17 protein-coding genes are annotated in these 20,347 nt (G+C 74.4%); 8 read left to right on the top strand and 9 right to left on the bottom strand.

Going from position 1 to position 20,347, the window contains the following annotated elements; translation table 11 throughout:
* Nucleotides 1-49: 49 nt before the first annotated feature.
* Together ACEZDE_RS03835 and ACEZDE_RS03830 are read right to left on the bottom strand one after the other, a co-directional pair.
* Complete coding sequence (locus ACEZDE_RS03835) at nt 50-1,441, bottom strand: DUF4331 domain-containing protein (protein ID WP_380532061.1); 1,392 nt, start codon at nt 1,439-1,441, stop codon at nt 50-52.
* A 107-nt stretch (nt 1,442-1,548) separates the two neighbouring features.
* On the bottom strand, nt 1,549-1,884 hold the full coding sequence (locus ACEZDE_RS03830) for a hypothetical protein (protein WP_380532058.1): 336 nt from the start codon (nt 1,882-1,884) through the stop codon (nt 1,549-1,551).
* 329 nt (nt 1,885-2,213) lie between these two features.
* On the opposite strand from ACEZDE_RS03830, the gene ACEZDE_RS03825 reads away from it, so the two are divergent.
* The 5 genes from ACEZDE_RS03825 (at nt 2,214) to ACEZDE_RS03805 (ending at nt 8,347) form a co-directional block, all read left to right on the top strand.
* On the top strand, nt 2,214-2,588 hold the full coding sequence (locus ACEZDE_RS03825) for a hypothetical protein (RefSeq protein ID WP_380532055.1): 375 nt from the start codon (nt 2,214-2,216) through the stop codon (nt 2,586-2,588).
* A gap of 387 nt (nt 2,589-2,975) precedes the next feature.
* On the top strand, nt 2,976-5,048 hold the full coding sequence (locus ACEZDE_RS03820) for a hypothetical protein (protein ID WP_380532052.1): 2,073 nt from the start codon (nt 2,976-2,978) through the stop codon (nt 5,046-5,048).
* Between the two features lie 77 nt (nt 5,049-5,125).
* Nucleotides 5,126-5,911 carry a Clp protease N-terminal domain-containing protein gene (locus ACEZDE_RS03815; protein WP_380532049.1) on the top strand — a complete coding sequence of 262 codons (786 nt, stop codon included), beginning with the start codon at nt 5,126-5,128 and terminating at the stop codon, nt 5,909-5,911.
* A 35-nt stretch (nt 5,912-5,946) separates the two neighbouring features.
* Nucleotides 5,947-7,338, top strand: coding sequence for a hypothetical protein (locus ACEZDE_RS03810; RefSeq protein ID WP_380532046.1), 1,392 nt, complete (start codon nt 5,947-5,949; stop codon nt 7,336-7,338).
* Between the two features lie 43 nt (nt 7,339-7,381).
* Nucleotides 7,382-8,347 carry an aldo/keto reductase gene (locus tag ACEZDE_RS03805; RefSeq protein ID WP_380532043.1) on the top strand — a complete coding sequence of 322 codons (966 nt, stop codon included), beginning with the start codon at nt 7,382-7,384 and terminating at the stop codon, nt 8,345-8,347.
* Between the two features lie 33 nt (nt 8,348-8,380).
* Here ACEZDE_RS03805 and ACEZDE_RS03800 read toward each other — a convergent pair whose 3' ends face one another.
* Both ACEZDE_RS03800 and ACEZDE_RS03795 read right to left on the bottom strand, forming a co-directional pair.
* Nucleotides 8,381-9,268, bottom strand: coding sequence for an alpha/beta fold hydrolase (locus ACEZDE_RS03800; RefSeq protein WP_380532040.1), 888 nt, complete (start codon nt 9,266-9,268; stop codon nt 8,381-8,383).
* Nucleotides 9,265-10,209 (bottom strand): alpha/beta hydrolase, encoded by a 945-nt coding sequence (locus tag ACEZDE_RS03795; protein WP_380532037.1) that lies wholly within the window; start codon nt 10,207-10,209, stop codon nt 9,265-9,267. The genes ACEZDE_RS03800 and ACEZDE_RS03795 overlap by 4 nt, the downstream gene beginning before the upstream one ends.
* Nucleotides 10,210-10,314: 105 nt before the next feature.
* Here ACEZDE_RS03795 and ACEZDE_RS03790 point away from each other — a divergent pair, with 105 nt between their 5' ends.
* Nucleotides 10,315-10,980 (top strand): TetR/AcrR family transcriptional regulator, encoded by a 666-nt coding sequence (locus tag ACEZDE_RS03790; RefSeq protein ID WP_380532034.1) that lies wholly within the window; start codon nt 10,315-10,317, stop codon nt 10,978-10,980.
* Between the two features lie 46 nt (nt 10,981-11,026).
* The gene (locus ACEZDE_RS03785) at nt 11,027-11,245 is read left to right on the top strand and encodes a hypothetical protein (protein WP_380532031.1); all 219 of its coding nucleotides are present in this window, start codon (nt 11,027-11,029) and stop codon (nt 11,243-11,245) included.
* A gap of 33 nt (nt 11,246-11,278) precedes the next feature.
* Here ACEZDE_RS03785 and ACEZDE_RS03780 read toward each other — a convergent pair whose 3' ends face one another.
* Both ACEZDE_RS03780 and ACEZDE_RS03775 read right to left on the bottom strand, forming a co-directional pair.
* The gene (locus ACEZDE_RS03780; protein WP_380532028.1) at nt 11,279-11,809 is read right to left on the bottom strand and encodes a heme-degrading domain-containing protein; all 531 of its coding nucleotides are present in this window, start codon (nt 11,807-11,809) and stop codon (nt 11,279-11,281) included.
* Nucleotides 11,806-12,873, bottom strand: a complete 1,068-nt coding sequence (locus ACEZDE_RS03775; RefSeq protein WP_380532025.1) for a Gfo/Idh/MocA family oxidoreductase — start codon at nt 12,871-12,873, stop codon at nt 11,806-11,808. Before ACEZDE_RS03775 ends, ACEZDE_RS03780 begins: the two co-directional genes overlap by 4 nt.
* A 55-nt stretch (nt 12,874-12,928) precedes the next feature.
* Here ACEZDE_RS03775 and ACEZDE_RS03770 point away from each other — a divergent pair, with 55 nt between their 5' ends.
* Nucleotides 12,929-13,999 (top strand): ROK family transcriptional regulator, encoded by a 1,071-nt coding sequence (locus ACEZDE_RS03770; RefSeq protein WP_380532023.1) that lies wholly within the window; start codon nt 12,929-12,931, stop codon nt 13,997-13,999.
* A gap of 75 nt (nt 14,000-14,074) precedes the next feature.
* Here the strand turns inward: ACEZDE_RS03770 and ACEZDE_RS03765 are convergent, their stop codons facing one another.
* Genes ACEZDE_RS03765 through ACEZDE_RS03755 form a run of 3 tightly spaced genes read right to left on the bottom strand, consistent with a single transcriptional unit; the run spans nt 14,075 to nt 20,347 of the window.
* Complete coding sequence (locus ACEZDE_RS03765) at nt 14,075-17,305, bottom strand: TIR-like protein FxsC (RefSeq protein ID WP_380532020.1); 3,231 nt, start codon at nt 17,303-17,305, stop codon at nt 14,075-14,077.
* Nucleotides 17,302-18,267 carry an AAA family ATPase gene (locus ACEZDE_RS03760; RefSeq protein WP_380532018.1) on the bottom strand — a complete coding sequence of 322 codons (966 nt, stop codon included), beginning with the start codon at nt 18,265-18,267 and terminating at the stop codon, nt 17,302-17,304. The genes ACEZDE_RS03765 and ACEZDE_RS03760 overlap by 4 nt, the downstream gene beginning before the upstream one ends.
* A gap of 1 nt (nt 18,268) precedes the next feature.
* Nucleotides 18,269-20,347: a hypothetical protein gene (locus tag ACEZDE_RS03755; RefSeq protein ID WP_380532015.1), complete on the bottom strand. Its 2,079-nt coding sequence runs from the start codon at nt 20,345-20,347 to the stop codon at nt 18,269-18,271.

Below are 20,347 nucleotides of genomic sequence, written 5' to 3'. Positions count from 1 at the left end.
GGCGCGGCCCGGTGAGGAGTCCGGGCCGCGCCGCCGGTGGTGGGACGGGTCAGGACGGGTTGTGGTAACCGTCGTACGGCACGCCCAGGTAGGGGAAGTGGTCCAGGTAGGGGTTCTTCACGTCGGCCGGGGTGAGCCCGTCGGTGACCGCACCGGCGGCGGCGTCCGGGGTGTAGGTCTTGTCGACCAGCGGCACGGTGATCCCGGCGATGGCGCGCAGCTCCACGGTGACCACGTCGTCGAAGACCCGGCGGCCGTTGGGGAAGCCGGCCGCGTCCCCGGCGACCAGGCCCAGGATGTTCGGCTTGGCGGTCGGCGGCACCGCGACATTGAGCCGCAGCATGTCGGCCTGGGTGGTCCCGGTGAAGTTCTGGAAGCCGGGGACCACGCCCGCCGGGATGCCGGTGAGCAGGATGGCGAGCAGGTCGGCCCTGGCCTTGCCGGACTTGTTGAGCGCGTCCAGCTTCGGGAAGACGCCCGGGTAGAGCACCGGCAGCAGGTTCGCCAGCTCCGGCTTGGCCACGTACGACGCGAACTCCTTGTCGTCGGCCGGGGTGAGCGAGTTCCACAGGTCCTTCTTGGCCATCGGCACCAGGACCTCGTTGAACAGCGGGTTCCCCAGCCGGGAGACCTGGACGTACGGGCCGGACTCGTGGTCCTTGCCGCTGCGCGGCGCGATCACCCGGGCCTGGCGGCGGCTGGCGGTGGTCCAGACGCCGATGGTGGCGGCCGGGTTGGTGACGTCGCTGCCGTGGTAGCCGCGGTGGGTCAGCTCGGCGATCGGCACCTGCAGCGCCAGGCTGTGCACGTTCAGCTCGTTGGTGGTGTTGACCCCCGGGGCCGGCTGGGTGAACGCGTTCAGCCCGAACTGGTTGTGCAGCTGCTGGAACGGACGCAGGTTGCCCAGGTCGAAGATCGAGCCGAGGTCGACGTAGAAGCCCTCCGCGCGCTGCCCGGCGAAGACCTTGCGACCGCCGACCGAGTGCACCGCGGCGGTGGCCAGCGAGGCGTAGTCGGGCGTGGACAGCGGGCCGATGTTGCACGGCGGGCAGGTCAGGTTCTTGCCCAGCACGGTGTGCCGGCCGCCGGACTCGACCCGGGTCAGGGTGTAGGTCTGGTAGCGGTTCCAGCTGGGGGAGTCGAGCGCGGTGATCGGCCCGGTGTTGTAGAGGAACGTGTCGGTGTTCCGCAGGTGCGTGGTGAAGGCGAACTGGTAGGTGACGTCCGGGCGGCCGTCGCCGTTGTTGTCGATGTGGATCTCGTAGAGCACGTCGTCGCCGAACTCGAAGAAGTTCGGACCTGACGCCGCGCCCTGCAACGGGATGTAGTTGGCGATCAGGGTGACCGTGTCGCAGGCGTCGGGGCTGACGAAGGCATAGACGTCGGTGCTGTCCGCCACCGGGTCCTTGGAGATCTCGGGGGCTTCGCGATGGGACGACATGAGGGGTCCTCACAGGGGTGTGGCGGGGCGGGAGTTGTGCGGGGGTGGGTGGGCGCGAACGGCCCCGGCGGCCGAGCGGCCGGGCTGGTTCGCCGGTGGGCTCCGGCTCAGCCGGCCGCGCGCAGCAGGGCCGCGGTGAGGGCCCGGTCCCGCACGGTGCGGTGGTGGTGTCCGTGGAAGATGTCGATCTCGCCGGTCCGCACGTCGCGCACATGCACGATCAGCGTCTCCGCGCCGTTCGCCGGGGCCTCGTGGGCGGCGCCCGCCGGGGCGTGGCCGGGCTCGGCCGCCTCGGCGATGCCGGTGGCCGCGCTGAGCAGCGCGCCCGCGGCGAGGGTGGCCGCGCCGGCGCCCGCCGCGTTCCTGATCAGGCCGCGCCGGGACAGCCCTGACGGGGTGTCGGCTTCTGCTTCGGTTTCGGACGGGGGAGTGTCGAGGGACATGAGTGCTCCTTGGCCGAGAGTGGTTTGGGGCCATGGGCAGGTGGACGGCCGGGAGTTGCAGCGGGACTCGACGAATGCGTCGACGTGCGGCTGAAGTCACCGGGCGAAAATGTTCGACCTGCGGCCAAGGGAAGTGAATCGCCGTCAGCACGGCACGTCAAGCACCATGGGGGTAGGAATCCGCGGATATTCTCAGAACCTGTGGAAAAAGGGACCAATCCAAGCTGCCTGCTACTCCGAACGAGAAGATGGAGAGGATTTTCGGTCGAGCCTCCGGCTCAATTCCTTTCTGTACGTACAATGTGACCCGATGATCGGAGGATTCCCCTGTGCGGGTGAACCTGCTCCGCGGCGTGGGCGCCGCCACCGCCCTCTACGGCCTGGCGGTCGCCGCCCGCCCCGACCTGCTGGCCCGGCCCTCCGGCCTGGTGGACCCGGACGGCCGCACCGCCCCGGCGACGGCGGTCTCGCTGCGCCCGCTCGGCTGGCGGGACGCCGCCAGCGGCATCGCCATGCTCACCGCCCCGGCCGGGCCCGCGCTCACCGCCGCCACGCTGCTCCGGATCGCCGCCGACCTGGGCGACGCGGTGCTGCTCGGCGGCACGCTGCCGGGGCGCGGCACCCGGGCCAAGGCCGTTGCCGTCTCGGTGGGTTGGGGCGCGCTGTCGGTCGCCGGGCTGCTCGTGCACGAACGGAAAGAGTGACCATCGCACCAATCACTCGTTGAGCGGAGTGTCGCGGGTGCGGGACGGGCCCCGGCAGCGCGAACACGCCGACACGCCGACGAGGAGATGCGACGCATGGCCCGCCAGCACAAGCCAAGGAACGGCCGGACCGGCTCCACCAAGCCCCACCCGAAGCCCACCCCGAGGCCCCGGCCCCAGGCGGACCCCCCTCGGGCCGAGAATCCCGCGCCCACGCCGCAGTCGGCAACGGTGCCGAGGCCAAGGCCGAAGCCGAGGCCCGAGCAGGAGTCGGGACCGGCGGCGGTGCCAACGCCGGAGCCGACGCCGCAGTCCGTCACGGAGCCCCCGCGCTCCGCGCCCGCGCGGCACGGCAGGCCCGGGGTCGCCGCCGCAGAAGCGGCGCTCGTGCTGCACTACTCGCGGCTGGCCCGGCTCGCCTACACCGTCCTGCCGGGCACGCTGGACCGGCACCGTCGGGTGCTGGCCGCGCACGCGCTGGTGCAGCAGGCCCTGCCGAACCGGCTGCCCGACCTGCTCACCAGCCACCACCCGGCCGTCCCGGTACCCCGCTCTGCTCCTGTGCCGACCCTCGGGTCCGTGCAGCGCGCCGCGGACCAGGACTCCTCAGGCGCGGCGGAAACCGCCCCCGCCCCCGCCCCCACGGACGCCGCCTACGCGCACCTCCGCGCCACCGTCCTCGCCGCCGCGCTCCGCAGCGGTGCCAGGCGCAGCCGCCCCGCGCTGCTGCCGCGGACCTGGGGCCTGACCCTGTTCCCCTCCAGCAGCGGAACCGAGAGCCTCGCCCTCGAACGCGCGCTCACCGGGCTGCCTGCCGCCGATCGCGCCGCCTACGCCCTGCTCGCGCTGGAGGGCCTGAGCCAGGAAGCCGCAGCGCAACTGCTGGTCCTGGTCGGCGTCGACGACCCCGGTCCGGCCTTGCGCCGGGCGCTGCGGCTGGGCGCGGAGCACCCGCCGGACGCCCTCGCCGCCGCCGACTTCGACCCCTGCGCGGTACAGGCCCGGCCCACCGACCTGCTGCGCCGCCGTCGCCGCACCCGGGTCGGCCTGGGCGCGCTGGCGGCGCTGGCCGTCGCGGGCGTGCTGGCGCTGCTGCTGCCGGGCTCGGCCCCCGACTCCGCGAGCGCCCCGTCGTCGGGCTCGGCCCCCGCGGCGGGCTCCGCCGTCCCCGCGGTCGGCGGCTTCACCACCGCCGACCTGGTCCGGGTCCCGGCCGACGGCTGGCGGCACACCGCCCGGATCGACTTCACCGCCTGGCCCGCCCGCGGCAACCGCCTCACCGACCAGGCACTGCTCACCCGCGCGCTCACCCTCTGGGACGGAGCCGCACGCTGGGACGGCGCCGCATCGCACCCGCCCGCGACACCGTCATTCGCGACGCCCCGGCTCGCGCCGCCCCCGCCCGCGACGCAGTCACCCGCCCCGCTGGTCCTGGCCATGCCCGGCGCCGTGCCGGAGCCGCCCGCGCAGGCCCCGCGGCTGCTCTGGTCCGGCCATCTGGACGGCGCCGACGTGGTCCTGCTCGACGACGGCACCGAGCTGGCCCGCTACACCCGTCCCGACCACCCCACCGCCGCCGACCCCGAGCAGCTCCGACTCACCCGCAGCGACGAGTCGGACGTCACCACCGCGGGTGCGGTGCTGCTGCGCAGCAGCACCGCGGGCGACCGCTTCCTGATCGCGCCCTGGGTGGACACGGTGCAGCTCCGCGACCTGCGTGCGCCCGACACCCCGGCCCAGGACCTGGTCCCGGCGGACGGGGTGACCGCCGCCGTCCCGGCGCCGCCGAGCAGCGGCTGCGCCCGCTGGCCGGTGCTGCAGCTGCGTTCCTCGTCGGTGATCGCCGAGCACCACGCCTTCCTGCTCACCGACCTCGGCGGGGTCACCGCCGCGCATCTGACCTTCACCCCGCCGCCGGTCGCCGGGGTGCCGGCCAACTACCCGCGCGAGGCCACCGGGACGGACGCGCTGCTGGTCTGGGCCCGCCTCGGCTGCGGCCTCGCCGCACTGCGCGGACAGGACGTGAAGTCGGTCAACGCCTGGGAGTTCGCCTCGCAGCCGCTGCCCGAGACCGGCGGCACCGCGCTGTGGACCTGCACCCGCGCCGACCGCTGGGACGGCAGCGGCTCCGCTGCCACCCAGTTCCTCGCCCCGACCGGCGCGCAGGGCCCCGAGCCCGCCGCGCTCACCACCGCCGTCCAGCCGCAGGGCCGGGCCTGTAGCCGCTACGAGCAGTACGTCGTCGCCGGGACCTGGTGGCAGGCGCCGGGCAGCGGTCACGGCTACCTGCTCGCCGCGGGCAGCCGCGAGGTCACCCGGCTGGGGGTGCAGGGCGGCGTCAGCGTGCCGTCCACCGCCGTCCCGACCCGGACGCTGGCGCTGCGCGCGGCCAAGCCGGGCACGGCGTTCACCGTGGTCGGCACCCTGTCCACCGGACAGACCGCCCGCACCCTCGGCTGAGATCGGATGGACCGTCAGATCAAAACAGCGTCATCCAAGGGTTGACGATGGGAGCAGGGTCAACCTAAGGTTGACGCATGGAGAATCCCGTCCAGATGACGAATCCGGTACGCCTCGACGACCTGATCGAGGCCATCAAGAAGGTCCACTCCGACGCCCTCGACCAACTCGCCGACGCGGTCCTCGCCGCGGCGCACCTGGACGAGATCGCCGACCACCTGATCGGCCACTTCGTGGACCAGGCCCGCCGCTCGGGCGCGTCCTGGACCGAGATCGGCCGCAGTATGGGCGTCACCAAGCAGGCCGCGCAGAAGCGGTTCGTCGCCAAGGGCTCGAACGAGCCGGTCGAGCTGGACTTCAGCCAGGGCTTCAGCCGGTTCACCTCCCGGGCCCGCAACGTGGTGATGGCCGCGCAGAACGAGGCCCGCGCGGTCGGCAACGACGAGATCGCCCCGGTGCACCTGGTGCTCGGCCTGTTCGCCGAGCCCGAGGGCCTGGGCGCGCAGGCGGTCACCGCCCAGGGCGTCTCGGAGGAGGACGTCCGCAGGGCCGCCGTCGCTGCCCTGCCGGGCCGGGCCGCCGAGTTGCCCGCGCTCATCCCCTACGACGCGGCGTCGCAGCGGGTGCTGAAGCTCACCTTCCGGGAGGCACTGCGGCTCGGGCACAACTACATCGGCACCGAGCACCTGCTGCTCGCCCTGCTCGAACTGGAGGACGGCAGCGGCGTCCTGGCCGACCTCGGCATCGACAAGCCCGGCACCGAGACCCAGCTGGCGGCTGCGTTCACCGCCATCGCCTCGGTCCGCGCCGCCCAGGCAGCCGCGGCGGCCGGTTCCACGCCGCCCACCCCCGGCACCGCCTAGCCCCGTGCCCCGCTCGGACTGGTTCAATAGCGGCCATGACCGGCGATCCACCGGTCGTCGGTGCGGTTGAGAGGATCGTGGTGGTGGGTATCGCGCCTGATGACGATGACTTCGAGGACGACTGGGACGACGGCGGGAGCTGGTACGAGGACCCGACGCCCACCTACCGCGAGGCGGTCGAGAGTCTGCGGGATCTGGTGAAGGACCGCACCGACGTCCAGGTCCACTGGCAGGGGGGTCGAGGGGTGGGCGGCAATGCCCGGATCGTCTTCATGGACGCCGGCGGACTCACCGTACGCCTTGGCTCTGCCTTACAGGTCGACGGCATCACTCGGATGATCGGCTCGGCGGCTCCCCTGCCGGGGCATCATGCGGTCTGGTACCACCAGCAGAAGGTGATCCGGGCTCGTCTCGTCGGCGACTACGACCAACTGCACAGTGCGGTGGCGCAGGAGATGGGCGGTGGGAGGGCGCGGCCGGTCAGGCCGGACAGCGGCCTGGCCCGCGACGTGGCGGGGATGCTGGCCCAGAGCGGGGTGTTCTCCGTGAGCCGTGAGCCAGGAGCCGCCGGCGACCCCGCTCTGGCCATCCGCCTGGTCTCCGTGCCGCAGGAGCTGACGTTGCTCTACCGGGTCCGGGCGGGCGACGGCGCCTTCCCGGCACTCGAGCTGTCGGGAGTCAGCGCCACTGACCAGGCCGCCGCGGAACGGACGCTGGTCGTGTACGGCACCTCGTACCTCTTCGGCCTGGGCAAAGCGACAGGCGTGTCGCTGCGCCTGTGGAACGCCGAACACCGGATCGGTAGCCGGTGGGAGGCCTCGCGCCCGAGGCGTCTTCGCTTTCCGGGCCGTCAGTACGACGACTACCCCGCCGAGTTGTACAGCGCGGGGAACTCGCTGGCCCGTGATCCTGCCGAGCGGTACCTGAAGTACTACCAGGTGCTGGAGTTCTACATGCGCAGGGCCATGGACACGGCTGCCGCAGCCCAGGGCGCCGCCGCCGCAAAGGCGGTATCACCGTTCCGGCGTAAAGAGCTGACTACCGAGCAAGGCGCCCTCGATGCCGTCATCGACCTCGCCGTGACCCGGGACCAGCTCGTGGGCTTCCTCAAGGGCCCTGATCTCTTCGCGACGCTGAGCGATCCCAGGGTCATCAAGGAAGTCCCCGCTCTTGAAAGGGACCAGTCCGGAGGCCCTGTCGCCAGCCAGGATCCGCGCGGGCCCGTGTCGGAGCGCGTCTACACCCTCAGGAACCGGATCGTGCACATGAAGGAGGGAGGGGGCGGCCTGCGCAAGCCGATGCCGGTCCCGGCCGAGGGACTGCTCAGCCCGTTCGGTCGGGAGGCGCGGGAGCTCTCGGCGGACCTACGACTCGTCCGATTCCTCGCCGAGCGTGCACTCGAGCACTGGTCCACCCCGCTCGCGTAGGCGAGCGGGGCTGTCGTGAGCCGCCGGAAACTAGAGTGGCTCCATGGACTATCGAACGCTCGGCGACAGCGGGCTCCTGGTCTCCGCGGTCGGACTCGGCTGCAACAACTTCGGCGGGCGCCTCGACGCGGCGCAGACCCGCGCGGTGGTCGACGCGGCGCTCGACGCCGGGGTGACCCTCTTCGACACCGCCGACATGTACGGCGCGCGGGGCGGCTCGGAGACGCTGCTCGGCCAGGCGCTGAAGGGGCGCAGGGACGAGGTCGTGCTGGCCACCAAGTTCGGCCACCAGGGGGTGGACATGGGCTACGGGGCCGCCGCCGGGGCCAAGGGCGGGCGTGCCTACATCCGGCGCGCGGTCGAGGAGTCGCTGCGGCGCCTGCAGACCGACCACATCGACCTCTACCAACTGCACACCCCCGACCCGCGCACCCCGATCGCCGAGACCCTGGCCGCGCTCAGCGAACTGGTGCGCGAGGGCAAGGTGCGCTACCTCGGGCACTCCAACTTCGCCGGCTGGCAGATCGCCGAGGCCGCGCACGTCGCCCGGGAGACCGGCGCGGTCCCGTTCGTCTCGGCGCAGAACGAGTGGTCGCTGTTGGAGCGCGGCGTGGAGCGGGAGGTGGTGCCCGCGGCAGTGCACTACGGCCTCGGTGTGCTGCCGTACTTCCCGCTCGCCAACGGCCTGCTGACCGGGAAGGTGCGCCGGGCCACCGGTGTGCCCGCGGGCTCGCGGCTGGAGTCGCGGCCCGAACGGGTGACCGAGGCCGGTCTGGACGCGGTCGAGCGTCTCGCCGCCTGGGGTGAGGCGCACGGCCGGAGCGTCCTGGAGATCGGCGTGGGTGCGCTGGCCGCGCGGCCCGGCTGCGGCTCGGTCATCGCCGGGGCGAGCACGGCCGAACAGGTCCGCGCCAACGCCGCCGCCGGGCAGTGGGCGCCGACCCCTGAGGAACTGGCCGAGATCGACGCGGTCCTCCGCTCGGACCCCGCGGCGGCGGACCAGGACTGAGCCACCGGGCCCATCCCCGTCCGCCGGGCGGCCCTACTCGGGCTTGGCGATGAATTCCCGGATCAGTCGGGCCAGTTCGGTTGGCTGGTCGAGCGGGATCAAGGTGTAGCTGTCGTCGACCTCGACCAGCCGACCCTGCGGGAGCACCTCGGCGAGCCGCCGTCCGTGCTCCGGCGGCATCACCCGGTCGCCGTGGGCCCAGACCACCAGCGCCGGACGGTCGAAGCCCGACAGTTGTTCGGCGGCCCTGACCATCACCTCCCGGTCCGCCAGCGCCGCGCGCAGTACCCGTACCGCGTCGCGGCGGATCTCCGGCTGTTCCAGCACCGGCCTGATCCACCGGGCGGTGGCCGGGTCCCCGCGCCGGGTCAGCCAGCCGAACGCGATCGGCAGCCGCCGCACCGCGCGGAGCCGCAGCTGCTGCATGAAGAGGCCGAACAGCCCGGGGGAGAGCCTGCCGGCCAGGGCCAGGGTCCGGCCGGTCAGCCCCGGCGGGATGTTGTCGAACGCCTCGCAGGAGGCGAGCACCGCCCGTCCCACCCGCTCGGGCCGTGTTCCCAGCAGGAGTTGGGCCACCGCGCCGCCGGTGTCATTGCCGACCAGGGTGACGTCGCGCAGGTCCAGCGCGTCCAGGAACTCCGCGACCAGCACGGCCACCCGGGGCAGCGACAGGTCGGCGTCGGCGCGCACCGGGTGCCGATGCGCGCCGAACGGCAGGGTCGGCGCCAGGCAGCGGTGGTCGGCGGCGAGGTCGGCGACCGGCCCGTCCCAGAGCGAGGAGTCCATCAGCAGCCCGTGCAGCAGCACGACCACCGGACCGTCCCCGCCGGTGTCCCGGTAGGCGACCGTGCCCGCCGACAGCTCGACTTCGTGCTCGACCTCATGGTCGAGTTCGTGCTCGGTCCCGCCGTCGCCGCTCATACCCGGTCGCCCTGCCGCAGTTCTGACGCCGGGTCAGTGGGGATCTCACCGAGCAGGTGCCGCCGCAGGAAGCCGAGTTCGGCCTCGACGGCCTGCTCGTGCGCGGCCAGGAACGGCGCGTAGTGCGTCCCCGGCACCAGCACCAGTTCGCCGCGGGGGGCCAATCGGGCGGCACGGATGCCGGGGTCGGGCAGCACCGACCGGTCCTGCTCGCAGACCACCGCCAGCAGCGGGCCGCGGATCTTAGACGCCTGCCGGATCGGCCGGTAGAGGCCGGGCAGCAGTGCGGACCGGGCGGCGACCATCGGCTGCCAGTCGGTGTGGATGCCGTCGGGGTCGAGCGCGCGGGCGCCGTCCATGGCGTCCGGCGTGGTGAGCGCCGACACCTCGCCGGGCTTCCCGGCCGCCGGGACCAGCAGCGGTGCGCGGCCGACCAGGCTGCCGAGGGCGTCCAGGACAGCCAGGCCGGACAGCCGCAGCAGCGCCCAGGGGGTCGAGTGCCGCAGCGCGTTCGGGGTGACCGCCCGCCCGTCGGCCAGCGGCATCTGCGCGATGGCTCCGGCCAGGTGCGGGTTGCGGGCCGCGACCTCCAGCACCTCGCCGCCGGCCAGCGAGAACCCCCAGACCGCGATCCGGTCCGGGTCGACGCCCGGCAGTCCGGCGGCGCAGCCGATGGCGGCCTGCCAGTCGTTGATCTGCTCCCGGATCCGGACGACCTGGCGCGGCTCGCCGCCGCTCTCGCCCAGGTGGCGGAAGTCGAAGGCGAGGACGGCGAACCCGGCGTCATTGAACCGCTTCGCGAAGGCGTCGGTGCCCAGTTCCTTGGTCACCGCGGTCCCGGAGGCCATGACCACGCAGCCGCGGTTGGCCCCCGGATAGTGCCAGGCGGCGCACTCGGCGTCGCCGCTGGTGAAGCTGATCTTCTGCCGTTCCGTGGACAACCGCACAACGACCTCCCCGTGTGGACCGGATGTCATCCTGAAATAAAGTGAACCACGTGGTTCACTTTGATGCCAGAGGCTTCGGACTTTGACATGATCTGCGGTGTGGAACAGGACCTGGAGCACGATCCGGAAGGCCGTGCCGGCGGCGGTTACCGGCGCTCGACCGGCACGAAGCGGGGCGAGGCCCGGCGGCGCGACCTGCTCGACCGGGTGATCCGGGACGTCGCCGTCAACGGCCTGGTCGACTTCTCGCTCCGGCGTGCCGCGCGGGCCGCCGACACCACGCACAAGGTGCTGCTCTACCACTTCGACGGCGTGGACGACCTGCTCCGGCAGGTCGTTGTGGAGCTGCGGGGTCGGCGCATCGACGGCGCGCTGGCCGCCGCGCAGGGGCCGGAGCACGCCTCGCTGGCGGACCGGGTCCGGTCGATGTGGCCGGTGCTGACGAGCGACGACAGCGGGCAACTGGCCCTCGACCAGGCCATCGGCCTGGCGATGTACGACGCGGACCGGTACGGCGAGCTGGGGCGCGGGTCGTCCGCGCTCTACCTGCCCGCGCTGCTCTCGATCTGCCCGGAGGAGTGGTCGGACCGGCGGAAGCAGGAGGTCGCCTCGATGGTCCTGGCGGTCCTGCGCGGCTTCCTGGTGCACTGGCGCACCGGCGGCTCCCTCGATGGCGTCGAGACCGGCTTCGCCGCCCTGGTCCGCGCGCTGGAGCGGGAGCAGGCCGCGGACGAGCCCTTCGCGGACGGGCCCTCGGTAGATTGACAACTGGTGGTTGACATTGACAACCCCCAGTTGTCACCATGAGGCCATGACCACCACCAAGGACCTCTCCCGGTATGAATCCACCTTCGCCCGGATCAAGGAGGCGCGGGCCCAGGCGATCCACCACACCCGCCTGGCCCGCGAGTTCTCCGCCGAACGGCGCGACCTGATGCAGTCCCTGCTCGACCAGGGCGTCTCCCAGTCCGACATCGCCCGCGAACTCGGGGTCACCCGCCAGGCCGTCCAGAAGATGCTGGCCTGCTGACGCCGATGCCGGCGCGGTCCCGCTGTCGGTCGGTCAGGGCTGTTCGGAGCGGAAGCGGGTCAGGCCCTCGACCACCAGGAGGTGGTCCTCGACCTGGGGGAGGCCGGAGACCGCTACCGTGCCGACCACGCCGACTCCGGCGACGTGCAGGGGGAACGCGCCGCCGTGGGCGGCGAAGCGGTCCGGGTCGAGCCGTGACTTCTCCTCGAAGCTGCCGCCCTTGTCGCGGAAGCGTTGCCCGACCAGGTAGGAGCTCTCGCCGTAGCGGCGCACCACCCGGATCTTCCGCTCGATCCAGGCGTCGTTGTCGGCGCTGGTGCCGGGCAGCGCGCAGTGGAACAGCTGCTGCTCGCCGCGCCGCACGTCCACGGTGACGCCGAGGCCGCGTTCGCGGGCCAGGCCGACCAGCAGGCTGCCCAGCCGCCAGGCGTCGTCGTTGTCGAACCGGGTCAGCCGTAGCTCGCGCTCCTGCTGCTCCAGCTCCGGCGTCTGCGGAGGTGCCTGCGGAGCGGTCTGCGGAGGCGTCTGCGACGCGGCCCCCGCCGGGGTCCGGGGTGTCGTCACAGCGACACCGTCCGCTGCTCGACGGCCGAGCGGCGGGCCGCCGCCAGCACGGTCAGCGCCGCCACCGCGTCCCGCGGCTGCACCGGGACGGGTGCGAGTCCGCGTACCGCCTCGGCCACGCCCGCGTAGTAGTCCTGGTAGGCGCCGGGCAGGGTCGGGAAGGGGGCGGCGTCGTCGCCCGCGCCGAGGCGACCGTAGTCGGCGGGGGCGACCGCGCCCCAGTCCGGGTCGGCCGGGGTGCCGCCCGCGCGCAGCGCGTCCTCCTGCCCGTCCAGGCCGTCCACCACGTAGGCGCTCTCGCTGCCGAGCACCCGGAAGCGCGGGCCGAGGCTGCCGGCCACCGCGCTCATCCACAGGTGCGAGCGGGTGCCGTCGGCGTGCCGCAGGGCGACGAACGCGTCGTCGTCCGCCTGCGCGCCGGGGCGGCGGCAGTCCAGCTCGGCGTAGACCTCGGAGACCGGGCCGAACAGGGTCAGCGCCTGGTCGACCAGGTGGCTGCCCAGGTCGTAGAGCAGGCCGCCGGCCTCGGCCGGGTCGCCCAGCTCGCGCCAGCCGCCCTTGAGCTGCGGGCGCCAGCGCTCGAACCGCGACTCGAAGCGGTGCACCCGGCCCAGCTTCCCGGACCGCACCAGCTCGGTGACGGTGCGGAAGTCGCCGTCCCAGCGCCGGTTCTGGAACACGCTCAGCACCAGCCCGCGCTGCTCGGCCAGCGCGGCCAGCGCCTCCCCCTCGGCGGCGGTGGCCGCCAGCGGCTTGTCCACCACCACCGCGAGGCCCGCCTCCAGCGCGGCGGTGGCCTGCGGGACGTGGGTGCGGTTGGGGGAGGCCACCACGACCAGGTCGAGCCCGGCGGTCCAGAGCTGCTCGACGTCGTCCAGCACCGTCGCGCCCGGGTGGTCGCGGCGGATCTGCGCCTGCCGCTCCGGATTGCGGGAGACCACGGCGGCGAGTTCGAGGCCGGGGGTGGCGGTGATCAGCGGGGCGTGGAAGACCGCGCCGGCGACGCCGTAGCCGATCAGTCCGACCCGGAGCGGGGAGGGGGAAGCGGGGGAGGTAGTTGCCATGGGACCAGTTAAACAACACTGTGGAGAAAGTGGCAAGCTCCGGCATAATGAACTTATGGCCAACCTCACCGCGCTGCGCGACCACAACGCCGCCGCCGTCCTCGGACGGATCCGCGCCGCGGAGGAGACCAGCCGGGTCGAGCTGGCCGCGGCGACCGGACTGACCGCGCAGGCGGTCAGCAAGATCGTGCAGCGGCTGGCCGCCGAAGGACTGATCACCGCCGCCGGGCAGGGCCCGTCCACCGGCGGCAAGCCGCGGACGCTGCTGCGGCTGGTGCCGCAGTCCCGCTGGGTGGTCGGCGCGCAGCTGCACCGGGACGCCGCCACCCTGGTCCTGGTCGACCTCGGCGGCGGGGTCGCCGCGTCCCGGCTGCTGCCGCTCGCCCCCGGCGCCACCCCGTCGCGCACCCTGGACCAGCTGGCCGCGGCGGTCGGCGAGCTGCTGGCCGATCGGCCCCGGGAGCAGGTCCTCGGCGTCGGGCTGGCCTGCCCCGGGCCGCTGGACCACACCACCGGCGTGCTGCACCAGGTCACCGGACGGCCCGGCTGGGACGGGGTCGCGCTGCGGGACGAGCTGGCGGCCCGGCTCGACCTGCCGCCCGGCGCGGGCGTCGTGGTCGACAAGGACACCACCGCCGGGGTGCTCAGCCAGCCCGGCTCCGCCGACCGCGCGTTCGTCTACCTGGACGACGGCCTCGGCGCGGGGCTCGCCCTGGGCGGGACGGTGCAGCGCGGGGCCCGCACCAACGCCGGGGAGTTCGGCCACCAGGTGCTGGACCTGGCCGGACCGCGCTGCGCCTGCGGCAGTCACGGCTGCCTGGAGGCGCTGTGCGCTGCCGCGCTGGCGGTGGGGGACGGCGAGCGCGCCGCGGAGCTGCTGGGTGTCGGGGTCGCCAACCTGGTCCGGCTGCTGGACCTGGACGAGGTGGTGCTCGGCGGCCGTACCGTGCTGGCCGACCCCGAGCGCTACCGGGGCACGGTCGCAGCGGTGCTGCGGCAGCGGTTGCCGGACCCGGACTGGCAGCGGGTGGAGGTGTCGGTCGCCCGCGCGGGGGAGCTGGCGGTGGCGCTGGGGGCGGCGGGGTTGGTGCTCGGCCCGGTCTTCGGCGAGGGTGGCGGGCTCTGACCGGGGGCGGGCGCTGGCCGGGGCGGGTTCTGACCGGTCGTCCGCCGACCGGCGGCGGGCTCTGACCGGAGGGCGCTAGTCGGGAGCGAGGTCCCGGGTGTCGAAGGCCTGCCGGGTCCGGGTGATCAGCTGGGCCAGCACCGTGGTGAAGTCGCGGGGGGTGGACAGGTCGTCCGCGCGGGGGAGGAGGGCGGCCGCGAGCCGGTCCGCCTCGTCCGAGGCCGTGTCGTCCGAGGCTGTGTCGTCCGGAGCCGTGCCGTCCGGGACCCGGGGGCAGAGCACGCCGATCCAGGGCGGTACCCGCTCCAGGAAGCGCAGCAGCAGGTCGCGCTTCTCCCGGTCGAGCAGCGCCCGGCGGTCGATCAGCAGGACCCCGGGCGCCACCGGGTTCCGCAGCTGCATCGGCGCCTCGGCCTCGAAGGTGCGGACCACCGGGGTCGCCCCCAGGTCCCGGACCACCCGGGCGGCCCGCTCCGCGACCGGCGGATCGTCGTCGCCGTAGGGACGCCAGTCGGCGGGCTCGTCGGCGGAGAGCACCAGCACCAGGAACTCCCGTCCTTCGGACGGGTCGGCGAAGGCGCTCGGGTAGTCCATCAGGTTCCGGGGGCGTCCGGGGATGACGTCGGTCTGCTCGGCGACCCGGACGATCTGCTGGGCCAGCCGGTGGATCGCCAGCTCGTAGTCCGACCGGAAGTAGTTCAGCTTGGCGAGGGCGTAGAGGCCCTCGCTCCCGTAGGAGTCGCCGAAGTCGCCGTGGTTGAACTGCAGCCGCTGGGCGACCGGGGGCAGGCTGCTCAACGGCGTGGGCACCCACAGCACCGGCACCACGCCGCTGGGTCTGCCGTCGGACCGCGGCGCCCGGAGGATGTCGCGCGAGGTGAAGGCGCTCCACTCCTGCCCGCAGGCGACGGAGCGGAAGTAGCGGGGCGAGTACAGCGGGACGAACACCCGGCACTGCGCCACCGCCTCGGAGATCCGCTGCTCCCACCCCTCGCCCAGCTGGATCCCCCGGTCCATGAAGGCCACCGGGCCGCCGTCGCCGATCGCCGAGAGCTCGCTGACGGCGCTGCTCAGGTCCCGGAACACCTGCTGCGGGAAGGGGTCGGACTCCTCGTGCCGGATGCCCCCGGAGTGGGCGTAGCTGAGGAAGAAGACCGGCCGGTTGGTGTCGGCCCGCCAGCTGGTCAGATCCGGATCGACCACGGTCCGCCGGGGGCTGACGGTGCGTCGGTAGGCCGCCGCCTCGGCCAGGCAGCCCAGGGCGCGGGCGAGGTCCGCCAGCAGCTCGCGCAGCTCGGCCGGGTCGGCGTCCGGACGGGCCGTCAGATCCAGCAGGGCGTTGAGCGGGCCGCGGACGCCGCGGTCCGACTTGCGGGTGCTCACCGCTGCGGTCAGCCAGTCGAGCGGCTGCACCTCCCGGACCCGGTTCAGCGCGGTCGCCACCGCCAGTGCCCGGCCCAGGAGTTCGCCGTGCTCGTCGCGCTCGGCGAGCCGGGCCGTGATCCGTTCCAGCCCGGCCTGGAACTCCGGCGCGGGGCCGCCGGTCCGGCGCGCGGCCTCCAGGATGTGGCCGACCAGCGCGGCGACCCGAGGGTAGGGGCCCCACCCGGCCACCTCCTCGGCCAGCCGCAGTTCCAGGGCGGTGACCGCGGGGTGCAGCGCCCCGGAGCGGAGCCGCTCCTCGGCCAGCGCCGCCTCCAGGGCGTCGGCGACCGACGGCGCCCGCACCCTGGACGCGGACGGCTCGGCGTCGTCGTCGCCGGACGAGGCGCCCACCGCGGGGAGCACCCCGAGGTAGCGCAGGAAGGGGCCGCCGACCTCGGCCATCGGCCGTCCCCCGGCGGCGATGCCGACGCCGCCCTCGGGATCGCCCAGCAGCACCCGCATGGACGCGGGCCGACCGGTCGGCCGCTCGAAGAACGCCGAGACCGCGCGCAGGGTGTCCAGCCCCTCGCCGACGCCCACCGCGGAGAGCAGCAGCCCGTCCAGGCCGGGGCGGAGCGCGTAGACGGCCTCGGCCGAGGGCGGGCTGTCGGCGTCGGTGCTCAGCAGTCCGCTGAGGAACACCTCGGCCAGGATTCCCGGGTGGCTGCCCGGCAGCACCGCCGCCTGCACCACCCGCATCACCGGCAGCGTCAGCGGCTCCACCGTGGCCAGGTGGGTGGCCAGCCGGTACGCCTCGGGGGAGGCCCCGGCGCGGTAGGAGTTCAGCAGCTGCTCCGGGTCCTCGTGCCGCGGCGCGCCGGGCTCGGCCCGGCCGATGCCGCGGCTGTCCACCACGGACAGCTGCGCGGAGCCGCCCTGCGCGGTCAGCGCGGCCCAGCCGCCGAGCTGCGCGGCGGTGAGCTCCAGCACCGGCAGCGGATGCCCCGCGATCCCGTCGGAATCCTGGTGCAGCGGTGAACTCTGCTGCACCAGACCGGCGTTGGTGGAGGCCGGGGTGGTCGCGCGCAGGCTGCGGCGGACCGGCCGCAGGGCCGTGCCGGACCAGAGCGTCGGCGGCAGCGGCTGCACCAGGGCGACCCCGGCCCTGGCCGCCCACGCGGTGAGCAGCTCGGGGACGGCGGCGGAGCGCCAGGCCGCGCCGACGCCGTCGGTGAGGACCAGCACCACCGGCGGGTGCGGCCGTCCGGTCAGCGCGGGCGGCCGGGCGGTCCGCTGCCCGAAGGGGCGTTCGTGCAGCACGACCTGCTCGGCGCTGTCGCCGTCCAGGCCGAGCACGGTGATCCGGCGGAAGGCGCCGAGGCCGACCAGCAGCCGCCGCAGCTCCTTCGCCAGGTCCTGCCACAGCCGCATCGACACCGAGTCGTCCACCACCAGCACCAGGTCGGTCCAGCGGACGGTGCGGGTGTGGAAGACCGGTTCGACGGTCTGGGTGCGGGCGATCCGCTCGGCGGTGGCGGTCTCGTCCAGCTCGGCGGCCCAGCCCGCGGCGGTGCGGCGTCTGAGCGGCGCCAGCGCCCGGCGCAGCCGGACCGGTCCCGGCACCGCTCGGGCCCCGGGCACCAGCGCGCTCCGGCCGACCCGGGCCGAGCCGGGGGCCGGGACCGGGGCGTGCACCGGGGTGCCCGCCCCTTCGGCGCCGAGCGGGGAGTCGCCGGGTGACGCGGTGTCAGCGAGGTCGCCCCCGCCGCCGCCCGCCGGGGCGGTGTCGCCGCCCTGCCCGCCGTCGGCCCAGCGGGCGGCGACCGAGCCGTCGTCCCGGGACAGCGAGCCGGCCAGCCACAGGACGTCCAGGAGTTCGGGCAGGCCGGTCCGCGCGTCCTGCAGCTCCAGCGCCTCCCGCAGCCGGTCGGCCGGGGTCACTGCGGGTCGGCTTCGTCGAGCGGCCGCAGCACGGCCGTGCGCAGCAGCTCCGGATCGAGCCCGACCCCGCCGAGCCGCAGGTGCACCGCGCCGAGCAGCTGGTCCGTCGACAGCTCCTGCGCCTCGGTGTCGCGCAGCCGCAGGAACGTCCGGATCAGCTCGCCGACCTCCTGGTCGGCGACGGCGCCGGGGCCGAGGTGGGCCTCCAGGATCCGCCGGAGCCGGTCCTCCTTGGGCGGCCCCAGCTCCAGCCGCACGCAGCGGCGCAGGAACGCCGGGGGGAAGTCGGTCTGCCCGGTGCCGGTGATCACCACCACCGGGAACTGCGAGCAGCGGACCCGCCCGGCGGTGATCTCCACCCGCTCGTCCGAGCCCCACAGCCGGACCGGGACCGGGGCGGACCGGTCCCGGATCCGGGACAGCTCGGGGATCTCGAACTCGCCCTCCTCGAAGACCACCAGCAGGTCGTTCGCCAGGTCGGGGTCGGCGTTGTCCATCTCGTCGATCAGCAGCAGCCGGGGGCGGCCCGGGGTGCTGTCGGCCAGGGCGGTGCCGAGCGGGCCGAGCTGGAGGTAGTCGCCGATGGACGGCTCCTCCTCGCGGAACTGGCTGTCCCGCAGCCGGGCCAGGGCGTCGTAGCGGTAGAGGCCGTCGGTGTGGGTGGTCCGGCTGTTCACCGGCCAGCGCAGCACCTCGCCCAGGCCGAGTTCCTGCGCCACCGCGAAGGCGAGCGAGGACTTCCCGGTGCCGGGACGGCCGGTGACCAGCAGCGGCCGGTGCAGGTGCAGGGCCGCGTTGACCACGTCGGCCTCGCGCTCGTCGGTGCAGTAGACCACCTGCCGCTGCTCGGCGGCGGGCGCGGAGTCGAAACGGCGCCAGGGCGGCGCGGCGGGCCAGGGGACGGAGCTGTCGCGGGCGGAGCCGTCCCCCCGGAAGATCCGCCACTGCGAGGCGGTGGTCATGTCATCCCTCCAGGGGAAGCGGTGCGGTCAGGTCGGGGTCGGGGAAGGGCCATTCCGGGTCCTCCCAGATCAGTGCGAGGCGGTGGCCGAGCCGGGGCGGGAGCCCGTTCCGGGGCGCCGAGCTGCGGCGTTCCAGCCGCACCTGCTCGGGCAGGGTGCGCAGGCTCTCCGGCCCGCAGCCGTGCAGGAAGTCGTGCAGCGGGGCGGCCAGGCCGTCGCCCTCGGCCGCGCGCAGCCACAGCACGGCCGGGACCCCCTCCCCGGCGGCGACGCAGACCAGGGCGAGCGCCAGGGTCTGTTCCAGGGCCACCGCGATGCAGCCGGTGCCGGGGTCGTCCGCCAGCCGGTCGAACAGCTCGCCCGGATCGGTCGGCCCGTCCGCGCCGTCCAGGTGCAGCGGCGGGGCCTGGTCCAACCGGTCCCAGCGCTGCCGGTCGACCGGACGCCTGCGCCAGGCGCGCGGGCGCCGCAGCAGCACCGGGTGCAGGGTGCCCATCCCCTTGCGGACCTGGGGGTAGGGCATCAGCTCCCACCACTCCGGTTCCAGGCCGAGCTGCTCCGGCTCGACCAGGAACGCGATCATCAGGTCGGGTCCCGGCGCGGCCTGCTGCTGATCGATGATCAGGGCGAGTTCGGCGGCGATCTGCTGGAGGTCCCGGGGGGTGTGCTCGCGGCGCAGCACCCGCAGCGCCCCGGTCCGGTCCCGGAGCTGGACCACCCAGCGGTAGCCCTCGTCGGCCTTGATCAGCTCGACCTGGAGCCGGATCTGCTGGGCCGCCGACCGGCAGGCCTCCCTGGCGTCCTCGCGGATGCTGCGCAGGGCCTGCTCCACCCCGATCCGCTGCGCCACCCGGCTGGACCACAGCCGGAGCAGGTTGCCGACCCCGGGCCGGTCGGTCCGCGCCGCCGCGTGCTCCACCAGCCGGAGCACCGCCGGGACCTGGTTCACCCCGTGCGCGTACGGCTCGACGCAGCGCGCGGCGGCGGCCAGGTCGGCCGGCGCCCCCAGCTGCTCCCGGCCCAGCGGGTGCGCCAGCCGGACCAGCTCCTGCGGGGCCAGGGCGAGCCCGGGGGCGGCCCGGAGCAGCAGTTCGGCCAGCTCGCGGTGCTCGACCACGGTGAGCACCAGGTCGGGGCAGCGCTCCAGGATCGCCTCACGCACCGTCATCCGCTGCTCCTCCAGCGCGGCGTGCGCCTCCATGGCCTTGAGCAGGGTGAAGACGCCCCGGTCTCCCCAGGGCTGGCTGTGGCCGACCAGCCACTCGGCGGTGACGCCCGGCGGCGGAGCCATCGGCGGCGGAAGCTGGAGCGCGAGCCAGCGGGCGCAGTCCGCCACCTGCCGGGGCCCGGTGAGCACCTGCTTGACCAGGTCGAGCAGCTCCGGATCGGCCGTGGTCAGCCCGACCAGGCCGGGGATGGCGTCGCCCAGCCGCTCCAGGACCTTCCGGGTGGGGATGGCGAAGGCGTAGGGCCCCTGGGTGCTGACGACCAGTCCGAGGATCTCCTGCCGGTCCGGGTGCCAGAGCGCCGATCCGCTGAGGCCCTCGCCGAACCTGACCCCGACCGGCGGCTGGGCCAGGGTGATCCAGCTCTCCGCCACGGCCCGCACCGCCGACTCCACCGGACGGATCTGGTCCCGGGCGTACCAGGCGAAGATCCGGTCGTCCCGCATCGCGTGCCCCCAGCCGGGCGCCCGGGACGGGTCGGCGGGACGGGTCACCAGCTCCAGCAGGGCCAGGTCGCCCTGCCAGTCCTGCTGGGTGTCGGGACGCGGAGCCGTCCCCGGCGCGGACTCGGCGGGGACCCAGCGGCGGAGCCGGACCCGGCGGCATGCGGCCGCCGGGTCGAGCGCGGCGAGCAGGTGGATCCCCGGGATCTCCGCGCCCTGGTCGACCGGGGCCGGGTGGCAGAACTTGTCCCGTCCGAGGGCCAGGTTGAGCACATGGGCGCAGGTGACGACCAGCCCGCCGGGCAGTAGCACGCCGCCGCCGAAGGAGTCCACCACGTCGTCCCGGTAGACGGCCACCCGCGCCTCGCGGATCGGCCGGTCCACCGACGAGTCGTCCTGCCAGGGGGGCAT

It is taken from the genome of Streptacidiphilus cavernicola (assembly GCF_042510955.1).
GTDB classification, from domain to species: Bacteria; Actinomycetota; Actinomycetes; order Streptomycetales; family Streptomycetaceae; genus Streptacidiphilus; species Streptacidiphilus cavernicola.
Note: the sequence above shows the minus strand (reverse complement) of the source record. Positions and strands in the feature narration are given on the sequence as shown.